Genomic DNA, 22,623 nt, shown 5'->3' with positions numbered 1-22,623 from the left:
CTTACCCCTCTTGCTGTCGCGCGGAATTGCGCCTCAAAAACCTGCCTTCATCAAACCTTCCCGGTAATGTTCCTTCTGCCATTCCTCGCGGAAGGGCACGATCGCCATCCATCTGTCGAGATCGAAATCCGGATGGACTTCGAGCGTCTTGCGCACGAACTGGCGAGCTTTTCTGCGATCGCCGAGCATGCCCCAGCTTGCCGCCGATAGCCGGTCGGCCGGGGTGCGATCCCGCATCCGGTCGATATAGGCGAGAGCCTGTTCGTATTGGCCAAGAGAGTAGCTGGCACCGGCGGCCGTCCAGAAATATTCGTCCGGGGCGATCGGATTGAGATCGATCGCCGCCCCGATCTTCTGCAATCCCTCGCCGGGGCGGGAGGCCTGCACGAGCGTATCGGCGTAACTGGCAATGACATTGGCGTAATGCGGGCTGAGCTCTTCCGCCCTGTCGTGGAATTCGGCGCTCTCGTCGAATTCGCGCAGATAGAGCTTGACGACGCCGAGCTCCCGATAGCCGGAGGCGAGCGTCTCGTCTGCGGCCACGGCCTCGCGCGCATGTCTCTCGGCAAGCATCAGCAATTCCCGATCGCCGCGCGCCGTCAGCAGCCATTCGACGAAATAGCTTCGGGCAAGCCCGCTCATGGCGGGGGCAAAGTCTCTTTGGCCGCTGAGCGCTTCGCGGAAGCTCTTGCGGGCACGGCGGACTTCGGGAAGGTTCAGATGCTTGAGATACCGCTGGCCGAGGAGAAAGCTGCGGTAGGAGTCTCCGTTGCGCTCGTAGGCGTCGCGCGCGGCTTCGTTCCGCTCGACCTGGCTTGCGATCGCCGATGCGATCCGGTGCGCAATGCCCCTGCGCGACTGCATCAGCCCGTCGCCGACGAGATTGGACCGGTCGGCCCAGATGACCTCGTCGCTTGCGAAGAAGATGAGTTGGGCAAACAGGCTCTGGCGGCCACCCTCGTCCGTCAAGCGGGTATCGAGGATATAGCTGATGGTGTGCCGTTCGTAGGTGTTCGCCTTGTCGGCCTGCAGACCTATCTGAGCCGCGGTGTAGGGCGCGATCACGCTGACGGACCGAAGGGCGCAAAGGCCAATCGTCACGTCCTCGATGAGGGAGCTCGCAAATAATGCTGCGGCGTCGTGCGTGCGGTCCGCGTTCGGCGGCAGCAGGACGAGCCGCGGCGGCTTTTTCTGGTGAGGGTCGTCCCGGACGAGGACCTCCACGGGCGCTGACGGCTGGCGGACGATGGGCACCGATTGGCTGACGCTGTCGAAGATCAATTGCGCATCATGGTGCCGTCCCTCGGACTCCAGCGCGCTCTTCAATACCTTGCGGACTTCCTCGTCGGAGGGACTGCGTTCGAGCAATCGCATTGCCGCTGACTTGAGAAGTTCGCGATGTTTGCCCGCCGCAGCGGGTGCTGCGGCAAGCAAGCTCTCCCGCAGCCGCGACATCTGTGTCTCCCGTTGCCGGTTGACCCAGGCGTCGAGTGCCTTGCCGTGCGATCTCACATCCTTCAGGAAATCGTCGCGAAGCGCCATGGCGATACGACAGAAGCAAGCGACGGCATCGCCGCTCTCGTCCGTCACGGCGTCGAGATCGCTCGTCAGTGTTCCCGGGTTGAGCAGGATCGATGATTGCGAAAAGGTCAGGAAGGTTCGCCCGAGTTCCGTCTGTCGCGCGGCGATGCGGGAAATCGTCTTGCGCAGGTTGACATAGGCCTGGCTGGGTTCGACCTCGTCCCAGAGCAGCTTCGCCGCGTCCGCCCGAGACTGCTCGCGATGGCCGTTGGCAATGGCAAGACACAGGATGAGCAGCCCCTTCTCAGGGAAAGCGACTTCGCGGCCCGCTTCGTTAAGGAGGCGCAATCGTCCCAGAGTCTGCAACCTGTAGGTCATGCGGCCCCCTCGCTGACGCTATTTTAGTGTCTAGCCGTGCAGGGGCTCCGTGCGACGAGCTCCCGAAGCAACACTCGCCGACTCCGTATCCGGTGCCTGGGCCATGGCTGCGACGAGTGAGATGATCTTCTTCCGTAACACGGGGTCGGCAATCTTCAGGAAGGCCCTGTTGAGTGCGATACCCTCCTTCGAAGCCACGAAGGAAGAAATCTCGTTCGATTCATGGACGTCGCTGACGCCGTCTCGTGCCGACGCCTTGTCATCTTCGCGTTGGAAGAAAAAGCTTGGGTGGACGCCCAGGATATCGGCAATCGCCTGCAACCGGCTGGCGCCGATGCGGTTTGTGCCCTTTTCGTACTTCTGTACCTGCTGGAAGGTGATGCCCAAGCCATCGGCCAGCTTCTCCTGGCTCAGCCCGACCATCAATCTGCGCATTCTGACGCGAGAACCGACGAAGGTATCAATCGGGTTTGGATCCTTCTTGTTCATCTCAATGATTCTCCTCGGAACGGTTCAACCTCATGCGTATAAGTTTGCTTGAATAAATGCTGCCATGCAATCAGTGCGCGCCAGATTCCATCGGCTGAGACACATTTTGTGATTGTGTTGCGCGCCGGCTTCGTTTGCGGCCTGCCCGGCGCCGTCGCATTACCGGACGACCGGTTCGCCATGAAACCGGCGCCGCGAAGGCTTCGATACGCCGAACCCGACTTCCATCATCAGCCGCGGCGTCTGCCTTGCAACCGTGCCCATGTGGAACCCGAATGGATCCTCGACAAAGCCGAGCCCGGCTTGGCCGGTCAGGGTGATCGCATTCTGCTCACCGTAGAATTCCAGAACTTCGTTTGCCGGATGGCCGACGAGCAGCGTCAGTTGGTGCTTCAGGCGGCGACGGCGATGACTGCCCAGCACATAGACGTGCGGGCCGGCATTCTCGTCGACATCGGACAGGTAGAAGAAGAACTTCAGCATGCGCCAATCGTCGAGATCGAAGTGATACTTGAACGAGGCAAGGCTTATGTCGGCATCGGAGGCGGATTTCGTCGGGAAGCTCCACCAGACCCGGGTGGTGATCAACTGCGCCTCACCGCCGAGATAGTGATTGGCCACGTCGAGAAGAAGCGGGTCGCGTTGCACGGCGACGGCGGCATCGCATTGCAGGACTCGCTCGAAATGGTGCCCGCTGAGGATCGCGCGACCGAAGCGTTCTTCGGCCGCCGAATGTTCGCCCGCGAGAAACTCGAGCCGCCGATCGAAATTGCCGAAGCAGGGCGTCTCGTTCGCGAAACGCGCGATCTCGTCTCGTACGGCCGGCGGCAGTATCAGGCCAGAGAAAAGTCCTTTCTCGCGCAAGGCGGCCACCACTGCCCCGGTGGCGATGCCGTCGAACATGGAAGGTACCGCGCCCGCTGGCGAAGGAGCCGGCCTTGCTGTCAGCCAATGAGCCTTGCGCACCGGCATCGTACGGGCGAGAAGAAACATCGGCAGCCACGCCGGGTTCTCCCGCACGTCCGCCCAATAGGTGGGCACCCGCGCCAGCATGCGACGGAGCCGGCCGCCGCTGCGCGCAATCGTCTCGAGATCCTTTGACCCGGAAGCGCGTGAGTAGAGCATTTCAGTCCTCTCGTACACGAGACGACGTTCCCTTGCGGGAAGGCCGCCGTGGTCGCCGGAATGAGGAAGCTAGCGTGCGTCGAGCATTGCTGCAACGCAGCAATTTTAGGGGTTCTGCGGTTTTGGTTGCTGTGATCGCGAAGCCATCAGACAAGCCCGGCTGCCGTCGAGGCAAGCGCGGCGACCCCAAATCCGATGAGCACAAGCCCGGAAATGCGCGACACCCACGTCGCGAAACCGTCCGGCAGCCGCGTCTTTGCGAGCGCGATGCCGCCGCTCAAGAAGAACCACCAGGCAAGCGAACCGAGAAAGACGCCTGCGACGACAATCGCGCCTTTTGTTCCGTCGCCGACTGCCGAAAGCCCCAGCCCCGCGAAGATGGCGGCGAAGGACAAGATCGTTGTCGGGTTGGCGATCGTCAGGACGAAGGTGGCGGTCGTCGTGTGAATGAGATCGCGTGCACCGGTTTCAGCGACTGCGGCAAGTGGTTTCGGCGCAAGCCCGCGCCAGCCAAGCCAGATCATGAATAGACCACCTACGAGGCTGAGCGGTGTCGCGATCACGGACAACGCGGCAGCGAACGCCGCGAAACCCACCGCCGCCAGCATCGCGTAGGCCGCATCGGCGAGCGCTGTTCCGAGGCCGCCGGCGACGCCGGCCCAAAAGCCGCGCTGAAGCGTGCGGCTGATGCAGAGCGTGCCGATCGGCCCGAGCGGCGCGGCAATCGCGAGGCCGAGCAGGAGGCCTTTTCCGAAAAGCAGCACGGACATGTCTATCGGACCTCCGGTTCTGTGAAGAGGTTATCCGCGACGGTTGAAAGTGCGATGACCGTCTCGCTGCGGGCGAGATATCGCCGTGCCTTCAGTTCCGCGAGAAACGGTTCGATGTCGCCGAGCGTCGGCATGCGGATCTTGATGCAATAGGACCATGAGCCCGTCACGTGATGGCACTCGGCGACAGCCCGGTGCGCCGCCATGAATGCGCGGAATTCGGTTTCATCGGCATCGGCCGAAAGGGCGATCCAGACAAAGGCGAGAACGTCGAGACCGAGGGCGCGATGATCCACGTCGAGCGTGAAGCGGCGGATCGTGCCACTGGCGACGAGGCGGCGGATGCGCTCGTTGACTGCCGAGGGGGAGAGGTCGATCGTCGCGCCGATGTCGGTCAGCGATGATCGCGCGTCGAAGGCGAGGATTCCAATGATTTTTCTGTCGATGTCGTCCATGAGAGAAAAATACTCGGAAGTGGCGGGAAATTCAAGCGTTCTTGCGGTTCAGCGCCAAGCCGTCGAGGTGACTGCTGCGGCATGCGCTTGTCGCCGCGCGCTACACCGCTTGTCCGCAGGCAGAGAGGGAGCTATGACCGGGAACACAATCTCTCGCCAGCAGACAGGGACGGCAGGTCCAGGATGATGATCGAAAACAGGCACAGACCCAGCAGGCCGGCGCGCCGATTTCCCGGCTCGATCGTCGTCATGGGCGTGTCGGGCAGCGGAAAATCGTCCGTGGGCGAACGCATCGCGGAAGCCTACGGCTATCCCTTCATCGAGGGGGACGCCCTGCATCCGCCCGAGAACATCAGGAAGATGTCCGAAGGCATTCCGCTGACGGACCATGACCGCTGGCCGTGGCTTGAGGCGATCGGCCGTTTGCTGGCGGAAAGCCCCGGTCCGGTCGTCGTTGCCTGCTCAGCGCTCAAGCTCAGCTACCGGGAGAAGCTGCGAGAGGGCGCGCCGAAGCGGCTGGCCTTCGTCCATCTTCATGGAGCCGAAGCGGTATTGGCGGAGCGGATGCAGCATCGCACCGGTCATTTCATGCCAACGTCCTTGTTGAAGACCCAGCTTGCGACCCTGGAGGACCCGACGGGAGAGGCGAGCACGGTGACGATCGACATCGACCAACCGCTGGATGCGATCGTCGAGGAGGCGCTTGCCGCCCTCGGCAAAAGGTAATCGCGCGCCCCCATAGGTTGATGCCTGTTCCGCTTCGTGTCGAGACAAAAGACCCCTCGAATCGCGGCCGCCGGATGAGCGAGGCTCACGCCGACATCGAAGCATCGATCTGCCGTATGTAACCCTTCCCCTTTTCCAAATCGTGCTTGGCTACCCGGCTCTTTGGAAGGAAATTAGCCAAGCGCGATGTTATCGTTCGCGGCAATGGTCGTAGGGCGTTACGATGCAGCGATGAGAATTACAACAGTGGCCTTTGTGCGTCTGAAACGACATGCGGCGCTGTAGCGGTCGTGCTTCGGGGGCCCGGCGGGTCTGGTGCTTCAGGCAATGAGGAGTTCGTCGGCAGGGGCATGCGGAGGAGAAAAAGACATGTATCAAGGTGGACTGAGTTTCGCCCTTGGCGATGACATCGACGCATTGCGCGACAGCGTACGCCGATTTGCGAGCGAGCGGATCGCGCCGCTCGCGGAAGCGACGGACCGGAACAATGCCTTTCCGGCGCAGCTCTGGCGGGAAATGGGAGAACTCGGTGTGCTCGGCATCACCGCTGATGAGGCCTACGGCGGTTCCGGCATGGGCTATCTCGCCCACTGCGTCGCCATGGAGGAAATCAGCCGCGCATCCGCCTCGGTGGGCTTAAGCTACGGGGCCCACTCCAATCTCTGCGTCAACCAGATCAACCGCAACGGCACGCCTGCCCAAAAAGCCAAATATCTGCCGAAGCTGATTTCCGGCGAACATGTCGGCGCGCTCGCCATGTCCGAGCCGGGCGCCGGCTCCGACGTGGTCGCGATGGCGCTCAGGGCCGACAAGCGCGGCGACCGTTACGTGCTGAACGGCAACAAGATGTGGATCACCAATGGCCCAGACGCCGATGTGCTGGTGGTCTATGCGAAGACCGATCCGGCCGCCGGCCCGCGCGGCATCACCGCCTTTCTCGTGGAAAGGGGATTCGCCGGCTTCTCGACCGGCGAGAAGCTCGACAAGCTCGGCATGCGCGGCTCTAACACCTCAGAGCTCATCTTCAGGGATTGCGAGGTGCCGGAAGCACACGTGCTCGGCGGGGTCGGCAGCGGCGTCAACGTGCTGATGTCCGGCCTTGACTATGAGCGGGTGGTGCTTTCGGCAGGCCCGCTCGGGATCATGGCGGCTTGCCTCGATGTTGTCGTCCCCTATCTCCATGAACGCAAACAGTTCGGCCAACCGATCGGCGAGTTCCAGTTGATGCAGGGAAAACTTGCCGACATGTATGTGACGATGAACGCGGCGCGCGCCTATGTCTATGCCGTGGCGGCGGCGTGCGATCGGGGCGAAACCGCGCGCAAGGATGCCGCAGGCTGCATCCTCTATGCGGCGGAAAAGGCGACCGCATTGGCGCTCGAGGCGATCCAGGCGCTTGGCGGCAACGGCTACACCAACGACTATCCGGCCGCCCGCCTGCTGCGCGACGCCAAGCTCTACGAGATCGGCGCCGGCACCAGCGAGATCCGCCGCATGCTGATCGGGCGCGAACTGTTTGCGGAAACGAAATAGCCGAACGGCGGCAGCCGTCTTCTCGTGCAGGTCAAACCCCGTCCTTGAGGGCTTCATGACAATCCTGAGATCGCATATCTCGACATCCTCCGACGTTTACAAGACCAACCGTGCAGCCATGACGGACGCCATCGCGCCGATCGAGGAGGCGGTGCGGCTCGCCGTCAACGGCGGCGGCGAGGCGGCGCGGGAACGGCATGTCGACCGCGGGAAGCTGCTGCCGCGCGACCGGGTCGCTTCCATCATCGATCCGGGAACTCCCTTTCTGGAGGTCGGCGCCACCGCTGCACATGGCATGTACAATGGTGACGCGCCGGGTGCAGGGCTGATCGCCGGCATCGGCCGGGTTGCCGGGCGCGAATGCATGATCGTCTGCAACGATCCAACGGTAAAAGGCGGCACCTATTACCCGATTACAGTCAAGAAGCATCTGAGAGCGCAGGAGATCGCCGCCGAAAACCGGCTTCCCTGCGTCTACCTGGTTGATTCGGGCGGCGCCAATCTGCCGAACCAGGACGAGGTTTTTCCCGACCGCGAGCATTTCGGTCGCATCTTCTACAACCAGGCGAACATGTCGGCTGCCGGCATTCCCCAGATCGCCGTCGTCATGGGATCCTGCACGGCGGGCGGCGCCTATGTGCCGGCCATGTCCGACGAGGCGATCATCGTCGAGAGGCAGGGCACGATCTTTCTGGCCGGTCCTCCGCTCGTGCGCGCGGCGACCGGTGAAGTTGTCTCGGCCGAGGATCTCGGCGGCGCCGACGTGCACACACGGCTGTCGGGCGTCGCCGATCACCTGGCGCGTGACGACGCCCATGCTCTGGCGCTGGCGCGACGCGCCGTATCGGCATTGAACCGCGAGAAACCGTCGTCGGTGGAGCTTCGTACGCCTGAGCCACCGCTCTACGATCCGGAGGAAATCGCCGGCATCGTGCCCGCCGATCTCAGGACGCCCTATGAAATTCGCGAGGTGATCGCCCGGATCGTCGACGGGTCGCGTTTCGACGAATTCAAGGCCCGCTTCGGAACCACGCTCATCTGCGGCTTCGCCCACATTCATGGCATACCGGTCGGCATCGTCGCCAACAACGGGGTGCTGTTTTCGGAGTCGGCGCTGAAAGGGAGCCATTTCGTCGAGCTCTGCGCCCAGCGCAAGATCCCGCTGGTTTTTCTGCAGAACATCACAGGATTCATGGTCGGCCGCAAATATGAAACCGAGGGCATCGCCAAGCACGGCGCCAAGCTCGTGACGGCAGTGGCGACGGTGAAGGTGCCGAAGGTCACCATGCTGGTCGGCGGATCGTTCGGCGCCGGCAACTACGGCATGTGCGGGCGGGCCTTTTCACCGCGCTTCCTCTGGACCTGGCCGAACAGTCGCATATCGGTAATGGGCGGCGAACAGGCGGCCGGCGTGCTCTCGACCGTGCGCGGCGAAGCCTTGCGTCGAGCCGGGACGCCTTGGAGCGAGGAGGAGGAAGCGCGCTTCCGGCAACCGGTGCTCGATCTTTTCGAGCGGCAAAGCCATCCGCTCTATGCCTCGGCGCGGCTATGGGACGACGGCGTCGTCGATCCGCGAAAAAGCCGCGATGTGCTCGCGCTGTCGCTGTCGGCCGCGCTCAACGCCCCGATCGAGGACACACGCTTCGGATTGTTCAGGATGTAGGGAGGCCCCGCCATGAAACGCGACAATATCAACGCGATCAACGCACCGCAGCCGCGTGGCGGCTATTCGCAGGCCGTCAGTCTCGAGAATTTTCAACGGCTGCTCTTCGTCAGCGGCCAGATTCCCATGACCTCCGATGACGTGCTGCCGGAAGGCTTCGAGGCGCAGGCACGCCAGGTCTGGCTGAACGTCGATGCCCAGCTCAAGGCGGCCGGCATGACCAAGACCAATATCGTCAAAGTGACGACCTATCTCGCCGACAGAAATCATGTCCTGGCGAATCGTGAGATCCGCAATGACTATCTAGGTTCGCTGGCGCCGGCGATGACGGTCGTGATTGCCGGAATCTTCGATTCCGCCTGGCTCCTGGAAGTCGAAGTGGTGGCGGCGCAATAGAAGCGGAACCGAGGGGCATGTTTTCGAAACTCCTGATTGCCAATCGCGGCGAGATCGCCTGCCGCATCATTCGCACCGCCCGGCGGCTCGGGATACGCACCGTTGCCGTCTATTCCGATGCGGACGGCGACGCGCTTCATGTGACGCTCGCCGACGAGGCCATACGGATCGGCCCGGCAAACGCCTCCGAAAGCTATCTCGCAATCGACCGCGTCATCGAAGCCGCAAAGGCCGTCGGGGCTGACGCCATCCATCCGGGCTATGGCTTCCTGTCGGAGAACGCCGATTTCGCCGAGGCGGTCGATGCCGCAGGCATCGTTTTCGTGGGGCCGCCGCCGGAAGCGATCCGGGCGATGGGGCTGAAAGATGCGGCCAAGGCGCTGATGGAGCAGTCCGGCGTGCCCGTCGTGCCGGGCTATCACGGCGATCAGCAGGACCCTGAGTTCCTCGGTGCCCGAGCCGCTGAAATCGGCTATCCGGTGCTGATCAAAGCGCGCGCCGGCGGCGGCGGAAAGGGCATGCGGCGCGTCGAGCGGCGGGAGGATTTCGGTTCGGCGCTGGAGGCCGCGCAGCGGGAAGCGCAAGCGTCCTTCGGCGACGGCGGCGTCCTGATCGAGAAATATCTGAGGCGGCCCCGCCACATCGAGGTCCAGATTTTCGGGGATCGGCACGGCAATGTCGTTCATCTTTTCGAACGCGACTGCTCGTTGCAGCGACGGCACCAGAAGGTAATCGAGGAAGCGCCGGCACCGGGCATGACCGCGGAAGTGCGCCGCGCCATGGGAGATGCCGCCGTCAAGGCTGCGCACGCGATCGGCTATGTCGGCGCCGGAACGGTCGAGTTCATCGCCGACGTGACGAACGGCCTCTGGCCGGACCATTTCTATTTCATGGAAATGAACACGCGGCTGCAGGTCGAGCATCCGGTCACGGAGGCGGTTACGGGGCTCGATCTCGTCGAATGGCAATTGCGTGTCGCGGCCGGCGAGCGGCTGCCGAAAAAGCAGGGCGAGATCGGCATAGACGGTTGGTCTTTCGAGGCGCGTATCTATGCCGAGGATCCGGCCCGCGGCTTCCTGCCGGCGACCGGCCGGCTGGCGCAGCTAAGCTTTCCGGACAATGCGCGCATCGACTCCGGCGTCAAGCAGGGGGACGCGATAACGCCCTTCTACGATCCGCTGATCGCCAAGCTGATCGTGCATGGCGGGACACGGTCCGCAGCGCTCGCCCGGCTGCAGGCGGCGCTGAAGGAGGTCCGGATCGGCGGAACGGTCACCAACCTCGATTTTCTCATCAGGCTGACGGACGAACCGGATTTCCGCGCCGGCCGGCCGGACACGGGACTGATCGACCGGGCGGTCGAGCGGCTGGCGGCGCCGAGCGACCCAGACGATGAAGCCCTGGCACTTGCGGCAATCGTCTCGACCGGCGTGCTCCAGCCGATGACGTCCAACGATCCCTGGACGTCGCTCGGCTACTGGCAGATCTGGGGCGACGCGCACCGGACGGTTTCCATCGATCACGCGAACGGGCGCGCGGCCGTGACGCTCGCATCGCGCGGCCGCGATCAGTTCGCTGTGCGTGCCGGCAAGAGCACCTTGCCGGTCCTTGTCCTCGAGCGCTTCGAAAACGGTGCGCGCCTCGAAGTGGCCGGACAGAGGCAAACGCTTCGTTTCCTGCGGCAGGGCGAGACGCTCACATTGTTTCTCAACGGCCGGAACGTGGTGTTCCATCTGCCCGACGCGTTGTCCGGTGGGCATAGCGGGGAAATCGCGGATGACGAACTCGTCGCGCCGATGCCGGGTCTCGTCAAGATGGTCCGTGTCGGCGCCGGCGAGGCGGTCGCCAAGGGCCAGCCGCTGGTGGTGATGGAGGCCATGAAGATGGAACTCACGCTTTCGGCCTCTCGGCAGGGGACAGTCGCGAGCGTGCATGTGGCCGAGGGCACGCAGGTCAGCGAAGGAACTGTCCTCGTGACGCTCAGTGAGGAGGCTGCAGAGTGACAACGCCCCCAAACGAACACGTCACGATCGTCGAGATGGCGCCGCGTGACGGCCTCCAGAATGAATCCCGGCTTGTCGACACCGACGACAAGATCCAGCTCGTCGATCTGCTCTCGGATTGCGGTTTCGAACGCATTGAGGTGACGAGTTTCGTCAGCCCGAGGTGGGTGCCGCAGATGGCCGATGCCCCAGCGGTGATGGCCGGCATCACGAGGCGCCCGGGCATCCGCTACGCGGCATTGACGCCGAACATCAGGGGCTTCGAGGCCGCCCGCGCCGCGGGTGTCGACGAAGTGGCGATATTTGCCTCTGCCTCGGAGAGCTTCTCGCAGAAGAATATCAACTGTTCGATCGCCGAGAGCATCGAGCGCTTCCGCCCGGTCGCGGAGGCAAGCGTGCACCATGGAATTCCGATGCGCGGCTACGTCAGCTGCGTCGTCGAGTGCCCTTACGAGGGACCGATCGCGCCGGATGCCACCGCCCGCGTCGCGCGCCTTCTTTTCGAGCTCGGCTGCTACGAGACCAGTCTCGGCGACACGATCGGGCGCGGCACGCCGGAAGCCGTTGACACCATGCTGGCGACGGTGCTCGGCGACATCGATGCGGCGAAGCTTGCGGGTCACTTCCATGACACGTCCGGCCGGGCGCTGGAAAACATCGCGGTCGGTCTCGATCGGGGCCTGCGGGTGTTCGACGCGTCGACGGGGGGGCTCGGCGGTTGCCCCTACGCCCCCGGCGCCGCGGGTAATGTCGATACGCTTGCTGTGAATGCCTTTCTGCAGACGAAGGGATTTTCGACCGGGCTCGACACCGCAAAGCTCGATCGCGCAGCGGCCTTTGCCCGATCGCTGAGGAGCGCAACATGACTGACCAAACGATCCGGTGCATCGTCGACAAACGGGGCGTTGCCCGCCTGACGCTCGCCCGTCCGGATAAGCACAATGCGCTTTCCGCCACAATGATCCGCGAGCTCACGGATGCGGTGGTCCGGCTTGGCGATGAGAAGGCGGTCCGTGTCGTCATCCTCGACGCCGAGGGGAAGAGCTTTTGTGCGGGCGGCGATCTCGATTGGATGCGCCAGCAGTTTGATGCCGACCGGCAGGCGCGGATCGCCGAGGCGACCCGTCTGGCGATGATGTTCAAGGCGCTGAACGAGATGCCGAAGCCGCTGATCGCGCGGGTGCATGGCAATGCCTTCGGCGGCGGTGTCGGGCTGATGAGCGTTTGCGATGCAGTGGTTGCGGCGGTGGGCGCAAAGTTCGGTCTGACGGAGGCGAGGCTCGGGCTGATCCCGGCGACGATCAGTCCCTATGTCGTCGCCAGGATTGGCGAAGGAAGGGCGCGGCCGCTGTTCATGTCGGCACGGCTTTTCGGCGCCGAAGAGGCACTTGCCTGCGGTCTTGCGACGGTCGTGGTCGACGATGGACAGATGGACGCCGCCGTCGATGCGGAAATCGCCCCCTATCTTGCCGCCGCGCCGCAAGCGGCCGGAAGGGCCAAACGGCTGGCGCGATCACTCGGCATGCCGATCACGGATGCAGTCATCGCAGCGACGATCGAGCAGCTTGCCGATACCTGGGAAACGGAGGAAGCCCGGGAAGGAGTCTCGGCCTTCTTCGACCGGCGGACGCCCTCCTGGCAGATTTGAGCAGAAGCTGCGCTTGAAATGATCACAGGTTGAACCTATTTTACTGTTGTGTTGATCAAAACAGGATCGAGTTTTGCCATGGGCGCCCTCAACCTGGACATTCCCGCCGCCCGCTTCGGGGAGGATCATTCCCCGTTTCTGTCGGCACGCCTTGTCGCCGACCGTCTGGGCATAACGCTTGCCGAACTCGCCAAGCTGATTGGCGTCGCGCGGAACACGCTGACAGCCAAGACTGGTGCCCGCAAGGTCGATAGCGCCCTGAGCAAGGTCGTCCGCATTCTCGCCATGGCGTCCGAAATGGCGGGTGACGAGGGCCGCGCCGTGATCTGGTTCAAGCACCAGCCGATCCCCGGCTGGGCCGGAAAGACGGCGTTCGACCTCGTCGGCGAAGGCAAGGCCGACAAGGTTCTCGCCTATCTGGAAGCTGTTCGCGCCGGCGTCTACGCCTAGAGCGGGATGAGGAAAAGTGTGAGCGGTTTTCCGTCCACATCCCGCTCCGACTTAGAGCTGGCGCTGCCTGCCGTGCCGATGCCGCTCTGGCGCGCCTTCGTCCCGCGCTGGGCTCATGCTCCGCTTTCCGGGGAAGGGGCGGCGCGCTTCGGCGGCCGGTGGAATCCGGTGGGCATGCCGACGATCTATGCGGCGCGCGAACTTTCGACCGCCTGGGCCGAATACAACCAGGGCTTTGTGCAGCATCCGGCACTGATCGTACGGCTCGAGCTTTACGATGCCCGGCTGGCCGATCTAACGGACACCAATGTTCTTGCGGAGCTTGGGCTGGCGGATGCCATCCACCGGTGTGAATGGCGAGACGACCTCGACAGGGGCGTGACGCCGCAGACTCATAAGCTACAAGCCGATCTCGCCGCCCGCGAATTCCATGGCGTGATCTACCCGTCTTTCATGTCGCCCGGCGGCACCTGCGTCGCACTCTGGCGGTGGAACGGCGCGGGCGCGCCACGCCTTGAGGTCATCGATCCTGAAGGCAGGCTACCGAAGTCGCCGGTCTCCTGGCTTTAAAGTGGGATGAGGAAAAGGATCATTATCCCGCGTCTGCGCAACGCCTATTCGGAGGACGGTTCCGCGGTCTTGTTCAGGCGATATTTGAAGTCGCAATGGGATGCGCCTTGCATCACCGTCTGCGTGCGCTCAAGCGTGATGCGCGGATCGTAACTAGTGCAGAACACACCATCGCGGTTGCAGGACAGGAGATGCCCGATATGTCCCAGACCCATCTCCCGATAGGTCTCGGCATAACGACAGCGCAGCACATTGTAATGGAACTCCTCGTCCGTAGCCCTGACGACCTCGATCGTCAGCGCGTCGTCCTGAGTCCAGAGATCCTGCAGCTCCTGAAACGTCCGCAGGCTGGTTCCGCCGGGCGTTTTTGCGGCAAAGGTCTTTCCGGCGTCGATGGCAGCGCGCGTGATCGCAGTATCTATAATGGACTGCGCAAGCTCCTCACCGATTTTCTCGCGCATGACCTCGCAGATCGGCGCGATGATCCCCGCCTCGATCTTGCGTCTGGCAAGAATGCCGAGCTCGCCATCCATTGCCGATCTGGACTCGCTTTGCTGGTCGGTCATATGCAGGTCCCTTTTGTCATCAGCGCACGCTTCTTTGAATTAGAGCCGATTTAAGGAAACATGCAGCAACTCAAAGTGCTGCGGCTTCCTTTGCGTCTCCCACAGGGCGCTGTAGTGAGGGGAGTGAAGCTCACGCTAAGCCAGCTCCTCAAGCTAACGCAGCACCTTGCCGGGATTAAGGATGCCGTTCGGGTCAAGGGCATCCTTGATCCGGCGCATGACGTCTAGCTCGGTGGCGCTCCGGGAACGATCGAGGAAGTCGCGCTTCAGCGTGCCGATACCGTGTTCGGCGGAAATGGATCCGTGATAGGCGGCGACAAGGGGGTAGACGACCGCATCGACTTGATGCGCGGTTTCCTCTTCGGCGTCCGGAACGGAAAAGGCGATGTGGAGATTGCTGTCGCCGACATGGCCGAAAAAGGAGACGTGCGCCGACGGAAACCGTGCGGAAAGCGTCCTGCCGCATTCCTCGGCAAAGCGCCCGATATCGCCGATCGGCAGGCTTACATCGAGGTTGATGAGCGAAGGCAGCAACCTGTCCATCGCATGGCCTTCGCGCACGCGCCAGAAGGCTTGGGCCTCCTTCTCCGATTGGGCGAGCAGCGCATCGCCGATCACCCCGTCCTCGAGAGCCTGTCCGAGGAAGGCTTCGAACTGCTCGCGCTCGCCGTCATGTCCGCGGATGTCCTGCTCGATGATCACGGCGAAGGCCGGAGCGATTTCGAAGAATTGTCGTCCTTCCGCCTCGCAATTGAAGCGGAAATAGCTTTCCCACATCGCTTCGCACGCCGAGAGACCGGACAGTTCCCGTTGCGCCCGTTTGAGCAAGGCGACAACGTCCGCATAGCTGTCGAGCGCGCAGAGCGCCGTCAGCCGTCCGGCTGGCAACGGACGCAGGCGCAGCACGGCGCGGGTGATGATGCCGAGGGTGCCTTCCGAACCGATGAAGAATTGCCTGAGGTCGTAGCCGGTGTTGTTCTTGATCATCTTGTTGAGCGAGGAGACCACCGTGCCGTCGGCGAGCACGACCTCAAGGCCCAGGACATTGTCGCGCGCAACACCGTTGCGGATGACGCGAATGCCGCCGGCATTGGTGGCGAGATTGCCGCCGATCTGGCATGAGCCGCGGGCGCCGAGATCGATCGGCAGCAGGAAGCCCGCGTCCTCGGCCGCGCGTTGCGCGACTTCGAGCGGTGTGCCGGCAAGAACTGTCATCGTCGCGGCCGCCGTGTCGATCTCCTCGATTCCGGAAAGACGCTCCAGCGAAATGACGATGTCGTCCGGGTCGGGATTGGCCCCGCCAGCGAGCCCGGTCATGCCACCCTGGGGCACTACGCTTTGCCGATGGTCGTTGCAAATCTTGAGGGCGGCGGCAACCTCCGCCACGCTCACAGGGCGAAGCACCGCCTTGGGCAGGCTGCGTCCGGTGAGGCTTGCGTCGCTGCGATGGCGTTCCGCGATCCGCTCACCGGTCAGCACGACCGCCTCGCCAAGCGATCGCATGAGGTCTTCGACGACGGACATCACGTGCCCGTGCGCGCCAGTTCGCTGGTCTGTGCCGTGACGCTTCGCTGAATTTCCGGCAGCTTCTCCTCCTTGCGGAAGAGTGTCCATTTGGTCGGCCGGAAGGCGATGCGGGCGTGGTCGGCGGCGGTCGCGCGTTCCGGCGGCAGTTCGATCTCAACGGCCGGGTGGGTCCTGCCGAGATCGAGCTCGAGATGGCGCGTTCCGGCGACACGGCGGCTGTTCGTTACAAGGCCGGCCAGACAGCCGCCGCAGCCGTCGATAAGTTCGATATCGTGCGGCCGGAAATAAAGGGTTGCCGACCCGTCGGGTTCGCTCGCCGCGCGCAACCCGATCGGCCGGTCCTCGAACCAGATTTCGCCGCTGGAAAGCGAGACTTCGAGGCAGTTGGACTGGCCGATGAAACCGTAGACGAAAGGCGAGACGGGGTGGTCATAGATGTCGTCGGGCGTGCCGACCTGCTCGATCGCGCCTTTGCTCATCACGACGACGCGGTCGGCAAGCTCCAACGCTTCCTCCTGGTCGTGGGTGACGAAAATGGTGGTGTGGCCGGTGCGATCGTGAATTTCCCGAAGCCAGCGCCTGAGTTCCTTGCGCACCTGCGCGTCGAGCGCCCCGAAGGGTTCGTCGAGCAGCAGCACATTGGGCTCGACAGCCATGGCGCGCGCGAGCGCCACGCGCTGGCGCTGGCCGCCGGAGAGCTGGGCCGGGTAGCGTTTTTCGAGACCGGAGAGCTGCACTAGCTCGAGCAGGTCGAGCGCGCGGCGGCGGATTTCGGCAGCCGGCGGCCGTCTGTTGGCCGGACGCACCTTCAGCCCGAAGGCGACGTTGTCGAGCACCGTCATGTGCCGGAAGAGCGCATAGTGCTGGAAGACGAAACCGATGTTGCGTTCCTGCACGCTCTTCTTGGATGCGTCCTCGTCGCCGAAGAAAATCATGCCCCCCGTCGGGCTTTCGAGCCCGGCGACGAGGCGGAGCAGCGTGGTCTTTCCTGAGCCGGAAGGACCGAGGAGCGCGATCAGCTCGCCAGAGCGGATGTCGAGCGAGACATCGTCGAGCGCCGGGAAGCGGCCGAATTCCTTGCGTATGTTCTGGACGCGGACTTCCATGAATGTGTGGCCCTTTCAATGCCTGCGGCTGGCAGCGATCTCGTCGCTGTAGCGAAGTTCGAGTGCCGTCTTCAGGACGAGCGTCACAAGCGCCAGAAGCGCAAGAAGCGCCGCCACCGCAAAGGCAGCGACGAAATTGTACTCGTTATAGAGGATTTCCACCTGCAACGGCATCGTGTTCGTTTGGCCGCGAATGTGGCCGGAAACGACGGAGACCGCACCGAACTCGCCCATTGCGCGGGCGTTGCAGAGAAGCACGCCGTAAAGCAGGCCCCATTTGATGTTGGGGAGCGTCACATGCCAGAAGGTTTGCCAGCCGGTGGCGCCGAGCGACAGTGCCGCCTCCTCGTCACTGGTGCCCTGTTCCTGCATGAGTGGGATCAGTTCGCGCGCGACGAAGGGAAAGGTGACGAAGACGGTAGCGAGCACCAGCCCCGGCACGGCAAACAGGATCTGGATGCCATAGCGTTGCAGGACAGGGCCGAGCAGGCTGTGCGATCCGAAGAGGAGCACGAAGACAAGACCCGAAATCACGGGCGACACCGAGAAGGGCAGGTCGATCAGGGTCGTCAGGAACGCCTTGCCCTTGAACTCGAATTTGGCGATCGCCCAGGCGGCCGCCACCCCGAAGACGAGATTGAGCGGCACGGCGATCGCGGCGACCAACAACGTCAGACGAATGGCGGAAAACGTTTCCGCATCACGCAGCGCCGAGACGAACTCCGCCGGCCCCTTGCGGAACGCCTCGATGAACACTGTGGCAAGCGGTAGCAGCAGGAAAAGCGCCACGAAAGCGAGAGCAATCACGATCAGGGTCGTGCGTGCAAACCGGGTCTCCGAAGTCGCCGCCGTTACCAGCGTTGATGGCGCCGAAATCGACGCGGAACCGACATCATGCGCCATTGCCATACCTCCGTCGGCTCCAGGACTGGATCATGTTGATGACCAGCAGCATGATGAAGGACAGGAGCAACATGACCGCGGCAATCGCGGTTGCCGCCGGATAGTTGAACTCCTCGAGGCGAATGATGATCAGGAGGGGTGCGATCTCCGAAACGTAAGGCAGGTTGCCGGCGATAAAGATGACGGAGCCGTATTCTCCGACGCCACGCGCAAAGGCGAGCGCGAAGCCCGTCAATCCGGCCGGCAAAAGCCCAGGTAACAGGACGCGGCTGATCGTCTGGTAGCGGCTGGCGCCAAGGGTCGCGGCCGCTTCCTCCACCTCCTTGTCGATTTCCTCCATGATCGGCTGCACCGTTCTGACGACGAAGGGCAGGCCGACGAAGACGAGGGCCACGACGATGCCGGCAGGTGTGAAAGCGATCTTGATGCCGAGCGGTTCGAGAAGCGAACCGATCCAGCCATTCGGAGCGTAAAGTGCGGTCAAGGCGATCCCGGCCACCGCCGTCGGCAGCGCAAACGGCAGGTCGACCATGGCGTCGATGACGCGCTTGCCCGGAAACCGGTAACGAACAAGCACCCAGGCCAGTACGACACCGAAAACGAGATTGATGACCGCGGCCACAAGGGCCGTGCCGAAGCTGATCGTCAAAGCGTTGACGGTCCGCTCGTCAGACGCCAGCGCGAAAAATTTCGACCAGCCGAGACCGCTTGAACGCCAGATGAGGCCGGAAAGCGGAATGAGAACGATGAGGGTAAGCCATGTCAGCGTGACGCCGAGCGCCAATCCGAAACCCGGAATGACGCTCGGTTGCCGAAACTGCCATCGCGTGCTGCTGCGAAAGGCCATGAAATATCATTGTCCCGGCTTGTAAATCTGGTCGAAAATTCCGCCGTCGGCGAAGAACTTCGGCTGAGCTTCCTTCCAACCGCCGAATTCGTCAATAGTGACCAGCTTCACATCGGCAAAGCGCGCCGTGTCTTTGGGGTCCGCAAGCTCCGGCTTGAAGGGCCGGTAATAGTGCTTGGCCGCGATTTTCTGACCGACATCGCTGTAAAGATAGTTCAGGTAGGCCTCGGCCACTTTCCGCGTGCCCTTGCTGTCGACGTTGCCGTCCACAAGTGCGACCGGCGGTTCGGCCTTGATCGAGGTAGATGGCGTCACAATCTCGAAATTGTCAGGCCCGAGCTCTTCCAGCGAGAGATAGGCTTCGTTTTCCCAGGCGAGCAGCACGTCGCCGAGGCCCCGCTGGACGAAGGTCGTCGTTGCGCCGCGCGCACCGGTGTCGAGAACCGGCACATGTTTGAATAGCTGGGCCACATACTCCTGCGCTTTGCCATCGTCGCCGCCATTGGCAGCCCGTGCCCAGGCCCAGGCCGCAAGGAAGTTCCAGCGCGCACCACCCGAAGTCTTCGGGTTCGGCGTGATCACCTGGATATCTTCCCTGACGAGATCACCCCAATCCTTGACGCCTTTCGGATTGCCCTTGCGGACGAGGAAGACGATCGTCGAGGTGTAGGGGGCGCTGTTGTTTTCGAAGCGAGTTTTCCAATCCGGCGGTATCTTGCCGGTCGCCGCGGCGATCGCATCGATATCGGCCTCGAGCGCCAGCGTCACGACATCCGCCTCGAGGCCGTCGATCACCGACCGAGCCTGCTTGCCGGAGCCGCCGTGAGAGGTCTGGATCGTCACGGTCTCGCCGGTATCGGCCTGCCACTTTTCGGCGAAGGCCGCATTGAAGTCCTTGTAGAGCTCCCGAGTCGGATCATAGGACACGTTCAGGATCGTTGTGTCTGCCTGAGCAAGGCCAAGAGAGCCTAGCTGCAGGCTGCCGACTACAAGCGCTAGTTTTACTACTCCGGTAAGTCTATTCGAGCCCATATCGCCCTCCATCCTTTGCCAGATAAAACTATCAATTTAATCGACTATCACAACGCAAACTTATGACGCGTCGCGGCCGTTTCGTGAAATGTCCTATCGTTTTCGCGCCGTTTGCGAAAATTCTTTGCTCGCGCGCCCTCTCCTCAGTGTGCTGCGCTCAGAAAATAGCACGATATTTTAGAACGGCCCCATACATCTGGACCCGCCGTATGGCGGCTCTGCTGCCGCCCGGTGCAATTCAGACGACTTCTGGTTGCGGCAAATGATCGGATCCAATGAGCGCGCCGGGCTGTTCGATGACCTTTGCGGCGACCTTCGCCGCAAACTCCGCTGAGCGCCGCGAGGGCAGACCCCGCAGCTGCATCGCCAGGAAGGCTCCGTTGAAGCTGTCGCCGGCGCTGGTCGTGTCGCTGACCGGGTTGGCAGGATGGGCGGGAACATGCACGAGCGCTTCGGCGTCGCTGATCGTTATGCCGTTCTCGCCGTCCTTGACCACGACAAGCTCCGCTCCGAGATCCCGGTAGCGCTTCGCCGTCGCCTCAGGGCTGGCGTCCCCGAAATAGCTGCGTTCGTCGTCGAAGCTCGGGAAGATCATCGTCGCCGCGCGAGCGCCGTCCGATATGGCCGCGCACATCGTCTCGGTGCTTTCCCACAGCCGCGGCCGCAGGTTCGGATCGAAAGCAACAGCCTTCCCCAAGTCGCGTGCCCGGCGAACCTCGTCGATGAGACGGCCGCGATCGTCGGGAGAGAGGATCGCGAGCGTGATGCCGGAGAAATAGACGAGCTCGGCACCATCGATCGCCGCGCGCAGACGCTCCCGGTCTTCGGCAAGCAATCTGGCCGCGGATGTTTCGCGCCAGTATTGGAAGCTGCGCTCGCCGTCCTTCAGGTGGATCATGTACATGCCGGGATTGCGCCCGTCGATGCGGCGCACATGATCGGTGGCGATGCCGGCGCTGCTCATGAAGGCGAGCATCTCGTCGGACAGCCTGTCCGTTCCGAGCGCCGTGAGGTAGCTTACCTGCCAACCGCTGCCGAGAAAGGCGCGCGCATACCACGCGGTATTGAAGCTATCGCCCGCGAAACCCTTCTTGAGGTGGCCGTCGCCGGCCTGTGAAAGTTCGATCATGCATTCGCCGATCGAGAGAAATGTCTTTGGCATCGGTAATCCCACGAGTGGAGAGGAGGGCGGGGCGTCGAGCAGTAGGCCGAAAGGCGGCCAGCCCTCCGCCCGTGCATCCTAGAAAAGTTCCCGGGTGCAAATCTAGATGTGAAATCGAAGAGATTGATCATTCGTGCGGTAGGCGCGCCCAAGGGGCTCGCCATCCCACTCCGGATTGGGATCGACGCAGGAGGCGGTATTCGCCTGACCGTCTTCGAGAGGATATCTGCCTCCGGCGGCAAGAGCGTGATACGGTAGTTGCAACGTCAACAGTCGGGGCGACCGTCCGCCCGAAGGGAGATCATGTCCGGTTCCGATGGCAGTATTCTCGATTATATCGGGGTACTGGCCGTGTTTCTGCTCGTCGGCGCCAACGGCTTTTTCGTCGCTGCAGAGTTTTCGCTCGTTTCGGTCCGCCGCAGCCGCGTGGCGGAGCTGGTCTCGCAAAGGCGCATGAATGCGAGCGCGCTCCAGCATGCCGTCGAAAATCTCGACGCCAATCTGGCCGCGACCCAGCTTGGGATCACGATATCGTCCCTGGCGCTCGGGTGGGTCGGCGAGCCCGCGCTCGCCCACCTGATCGAGCCGCTGATGACGGTCCTGCCTTCGACCTGGGCGTCGGTCGGAGCGCATGCGATAGCCGTCGCGGTGTCGTTTATCATTATCACCGCGTTGCATATCGTGCTCGGCGAACTGGCACCGAAGAGCCTGGCGCTGCAGCGCAGCGAGGGCACGGCGCTGGCCGTCGTTCGCCCGCTTGCATTGTTCCTTTTTCTGCTGCGTCCCGCGATTCTCGCCCTCAACGGCCTCGGCAATCTCGTGCTTCGGCTGATCGGTCTGCGCCCGGGAGCAGGCGAGTCATCGCTGCATTCTCCGACCGAGCTGAAGCTACTTGTCGCCGAAAGCCAGGAGGCCGGACTTCTCGATGCCGCCCAGCAGGAACTGGTGGAGCGGATATTCAGTATCGGCGACCGGAGAATTTCCGACTTCATGACGCCGCGGATCGAGATCGACTGGATCGACGCGGACGACACGCAGGAGGAGATCCTCAAGACGATCAGGGAATGTCGTCACGAGCAGCTTCTGATCGGCAGGGGCAACATCGACTACCCGCTGGGGATGGTGTTAAAAAAGGATCTGCTCGACCAGTTACTCGACCGTCAGTCGCTTGACGTCCTCGGCGTGGTTCGGGAGCCATTGATCCTGCACGAGTCGACGGCCGTCTTCCGCGTGCTGGAGAAGTTCAAGAGCGCCCCTGTCCGGCTGGCAGCGATCATCGACGAGTACGGGAGCCTGGAGGGGATCGTCACGCAAACCGACCTGTTGGAGGCGATTGCCGGTGACCTGCCGGATACGGAAACAGTCGAGCCGGATATCGTGGTGCGCGAGGATGGCAGCATGCTGATCGAGGGCATGATGGCCGCGCACGACGCTTTCGAAAGGCTGGGGTTCCACGACCGTCCGGAGGGCGACTTCCACACGATCGCCGGCTTCGCGCTGCAGGTGCTCGGCCATCTCCCGCATGTGGGCGAGGGCTTCGATTTCGAGGGCTGGCATTTCGAAATCGTCGACATGGACGGGATGCGCATCGACAAGCTTCTGGCTTCCCGAATTAGCTGACATCCCCCGTATTGCCGCGGTGATCGAGGCAGAGTGTATCGATCGTATCGAAATTTTTGATACAAAACAAAATAGTTGATTTGAAAAATCATACAGATTAGCTTCGGGCAAAATCGAATTCAACAAAACGAGG

The 22,623-nt window shown here is 62.8% G+C and carries 22 protein-coding genes; 10 read left to right on the top strand and 12 right to left on the bottom strand.

Features of this window, described 5'->3' with window-relative positions; genetic code table 11:
- Positions 1-33: 33 nt before the first annotated feature.
- The 5 genes from QN219_RS18305 to QN219_RS18285 form a co-directional block, all read right to left on the bottom strand.
- The gene (locus tag QN219_RS18305; RefSeq protein WP_284001241.1) at positions 34-1,899 is read right to left on the bottom strand and encodes an SARP family transcriptional regulator; all 1,866 of its coding nucleotides are present in this window, start codon (positions 1,897-1,899) and stop codon (positions 34-36) included.
- 30 nt (positions 1,900-1,929) lie between these two features.
- On the bottom strand, positions 1,930-2,388 hold the full coding sequence (locus QN219_RS18300; protein WP_284001240.1) for a helix-turn-helix transcriptional regulator: 459 nt from the start codon (positions 2,386-2,388) through the stop codon (positions 1,930-1,932).
- A gap of 159 nt (positions 2,389-2,547) precedes the next feature.
- Positions 2,548-3,513: a hypothetical protein gene (locus QN219_RS18295; RefSeq protein WP_284001238.1), complete on the bottom strand. Its 966-nt coding sequence runs from the start codon at positions 3,511-3,513 to the stop codon at positions 2,548-2,550.
- 146 nt (positions 3,514-3,659) lie between these two features.
- On the bottom strand, positions 3,660-4,283 hold the full coding sequence (locus QN219_RS18290; protein ID WP_284001237.1) for a LysE family transporter: 624 nt from the start codon (positions 4,281-4,283) through the stop codon (positions 3,660-3,662).
- A 2-nt stretch (positions 4,284-4,285) separates the two neighbouring features.
- The gene (locus tag QN219_RS18285) at positions 4,286-4,738 is read right to left on the bottom strand and encodes an Lrp/AsnC family transcriptional regulator (RefSeq protein ID WP_284001236.1); all 453 of its coding nucleotides are present in this window, start codon (positions 4,736-4,738) and stop codon (positions 4,286-4,288) included.
- Between the two features lie 186 nt (positions 4,739-4,924).
- Here QN219_RS18285 and QN219_RS18280 point away from each other — a divergent pair, with 186 nt between their 5' ends.
- The 9 genes from QN219_RS18280 to QN219_RS18240 all read left to right on the top strand — a co-directional run bounded on the left by QN219_RS18280 (position 4,925) and on the right by QN219_RS18240 (position 13,727).
- The gene (locus tag QN219_RS18280) at positions 4,925-5,464 is read left to right on the top strand and encodes a gluconokinase (protein WP_284001384.1); all 540 of its coding nucleotides are present in this window, start codon (positions 4,925-4,927) and stop codon (positions 5,462-5,464) included.
- A 369-nt stretch (positions 5,465-5,833) separates the two neighbouring features.
- Positions 5,834-6,997 (top strand): isovaleryl-CoA dehydrogenase, encoded by a 1,164-nt coding sequence (locus tag QN219_RS18275; protein WP_284001235.1) that lies wholly within the window; start codon positions 5,834-5,836, stop codon positions 6,995-6,997.
- 55 nt (positions 6,998-7,052) lie between these two features.
- Positions 7,053-8,660: a carboxyl transferase domain-containing protein gene (locus tag QN219_RS18270; RefSeq protein ID WP_284001233.1), complete on the top strand. Its 1,608-nt coding sequence runs from the start codon at positions 7,053-7,055 to the stop codon at positions 8,658-8,660.
- Between the two features lie 12 nt (positions 8,661-8,672).
- A complete protein-coding gene (locus QN219_RS18265; protein WP_269285960.1) occupies positions 8,673-9,056 on the top strand; it encodes a RidA family protein in 384 nt (127 codons plus the stop codon).
- Positions 9,057-9,073: 17 nt separating this feature from the next.
- The gene (locus QN219_RS18260; RefSeq protein ID WP_284001232.1) at positions 9,074-11,059 is read left to right on the top strand and encodes an acetyl/propionyl/methylcrotonyl-CoA carboxylase subunit alpha; all 1,986 of its coding nucleotides are present in this window, start codon (positions 9,074-9,076) and stop codon (positions 11,057-11,059) included.
- Positions 11,056-11,925: a hydroxymethylglutaryl-CoA lyase gene (locus QN219_RS18255; protein ID WP_284001231.1), complete on the top strand. Its 870-nt coding sequence runs from the start codon at positions 11,056-11,058 to the stop codon at positions 11,923-11,925. Before QN219_RS18260 ends, QN219_RS18255 begins: the two co-directional genes overlap by 4 nt.
- Entirely contained in the window at positions 11,922-12,707 is a 786-nt protein-coding gene (locus QN219_RS18250) for a crotonase/enoyl-CoA hydratase family protein (protein WP_284001230.1), read from the top strand. Before QN219_RS18255 ends, QN219_RS18250 begins: the two co-directional genes overlap by 4 nt.
- Positions 12,708-12,785: 78 nt before the next feature.
- On the top strand, positions 12,786-13,157 hold the full coding sequence (locus QN219_RS18245; RefSeq protein WP_284001229.1) for an antitoxin Xre/MbcA/ParS toxin-binding domain-containing protein: 372 nt from the start codon (positions 12,786-12,788) through the stop codon (positions 13,155-13,157).
- Positions 13,158-13,163: 6 nt separating this feature from the next.
- Positions 13,164-13,727 (top strand): RES family NAD+ phosphorylase, encoded by a 564-nt coding sequence (locus QN219_RS18240; protein WP_405052167.1) that lies wholly within the window; start codon positions 13,164-13,166, stop codon positions 13,725-13,727.
- A gap of 44 nt (positions 13,728-13,771) precedes the next feature.
- On the opposite strand, the gene QN219_RS18235 is transcribed toward QN219_RS18240, so the two are convergent.
- From QN219_RS18235 to QN219_RS18205, 7 genes are all read right to left on the bottom strand, one after another.
- Positions 13,772-14,293, bottom strand: a complete 522-nt coding sequence (locus QN219_RS18235; protein WP_284001228.1) for an L-2-amino-thiazoline-4-carboxylic acid hydrolase — start codon at positions 14,291-14,293, stop codon at positions 13,772-13,774.
- A 153-nt stretch (positions 14,294-14,446) separates the two neighbouring features.
- Positions 14,447-15,817, bottom strand: a complete 1,371-nt coding sequence (locus QN219_RS18230) for an FAD-binding oxidoreductase (protein ID WP_284001226.1) — start codon at positions 15,815-15,817, stop codon at positions 14,447-14,449.
- Positions 15,817-16,926 carry a sulfate/molybdate ABC transporter ATP-binding protein gene (locus tag QN219_RS18225; RefSeq protein WP_284001225.1) on the bottom strand — a complete coding sequence of 370 codons (1,110 nt, stop codon included), beginning with the start codon at positions 16,924-16,926 and terminating at the stop codon, positions 15,817-15,819. The genes QN219_RS18230 and QN219_RS18225 overlap by 1 nt, the downstream gene beginning before the upstream one ends.
- Before the next feature lie 15 nt (positions 16,927-16,941).
- Positions 16,942-17,829, bottom strand: coding sequence for a sulfate ABC transporter permease subunit CysW (gene cysW / locus QN219_RS18220; protein ID WP_284001224.1), 888 nt, complete (start codon positions 17,827-17,829; stop codon positions 16,942-16,944).
- A complete protein-coding gene (gene cysT, locus QN219_RS18215) occupies positions 17,819-18,676 on the bottom strand; it encodes a sulfate ABC transporter permease subunit CysT (RefSeq protein WP_284001223.1) in 858 nt (285 codons plus the stop codon). Before cysT ends, cysW begins: the two co-directional genes overlap by 11 nt.
- A 6-nt stretch (positions 18,677-18,682) precedes the next feature.
- Complete coding sequence (locus QN219_RS18210) at positions 18,683-19,708, bottom strand: sulfate ABC transporter substrate-binding protein (protein WP_284001222.1); 1,026 nt, start codon at positions 19,706-19,708, stop codon at positions 18,683-18,685.
- A 238-nt stretch (positions 19,709-19,946) separates the two neighbouring features.
- Positions 19,947-20,870, bottom strand: coding sequence for a sugar kinase (locus QN219_RS18205; protein WP_284001221.1), 924 nt, complete (start codon positions 20,868-20,870; stop codon positions 19,947-19,949).
- A 303-nt stretch (positions 20,871-21,173) separates the two neighbouring features.
- Between QN219_RS18205 and QN219_RS18200 the strand changes: the two genes are divergently transcribed.
- Positions 21,174-22,490: a hemolysin family protein gene (locus tag QN219_RS18200; protein WP_284001220.1), complete on the top strand. Its 1,317-nt coding sequence runs from the start codon at positions 21,174-21,176 to the stop codon at positions 22,488-22,490.
- The last annotated feature ends 133 nt before the right edge of the window (positions 22,491-22,623 follow it).

This window comes from Sinorhizobium sp. 8-89 (assembly GCF_030124325.1).
Taxonomy (GTDB): domain Bacteria; phylum Pseudomonadota; class Alphaproteobacteria; order Rhizobiales; family Rhizobiaceae; genus Sinorhizobium.
The sequence above is the reverse complement of the archived record's forward strand: the minus strand, read 5'-3'. Positions and strand labels throughout refer to the sequence as shown.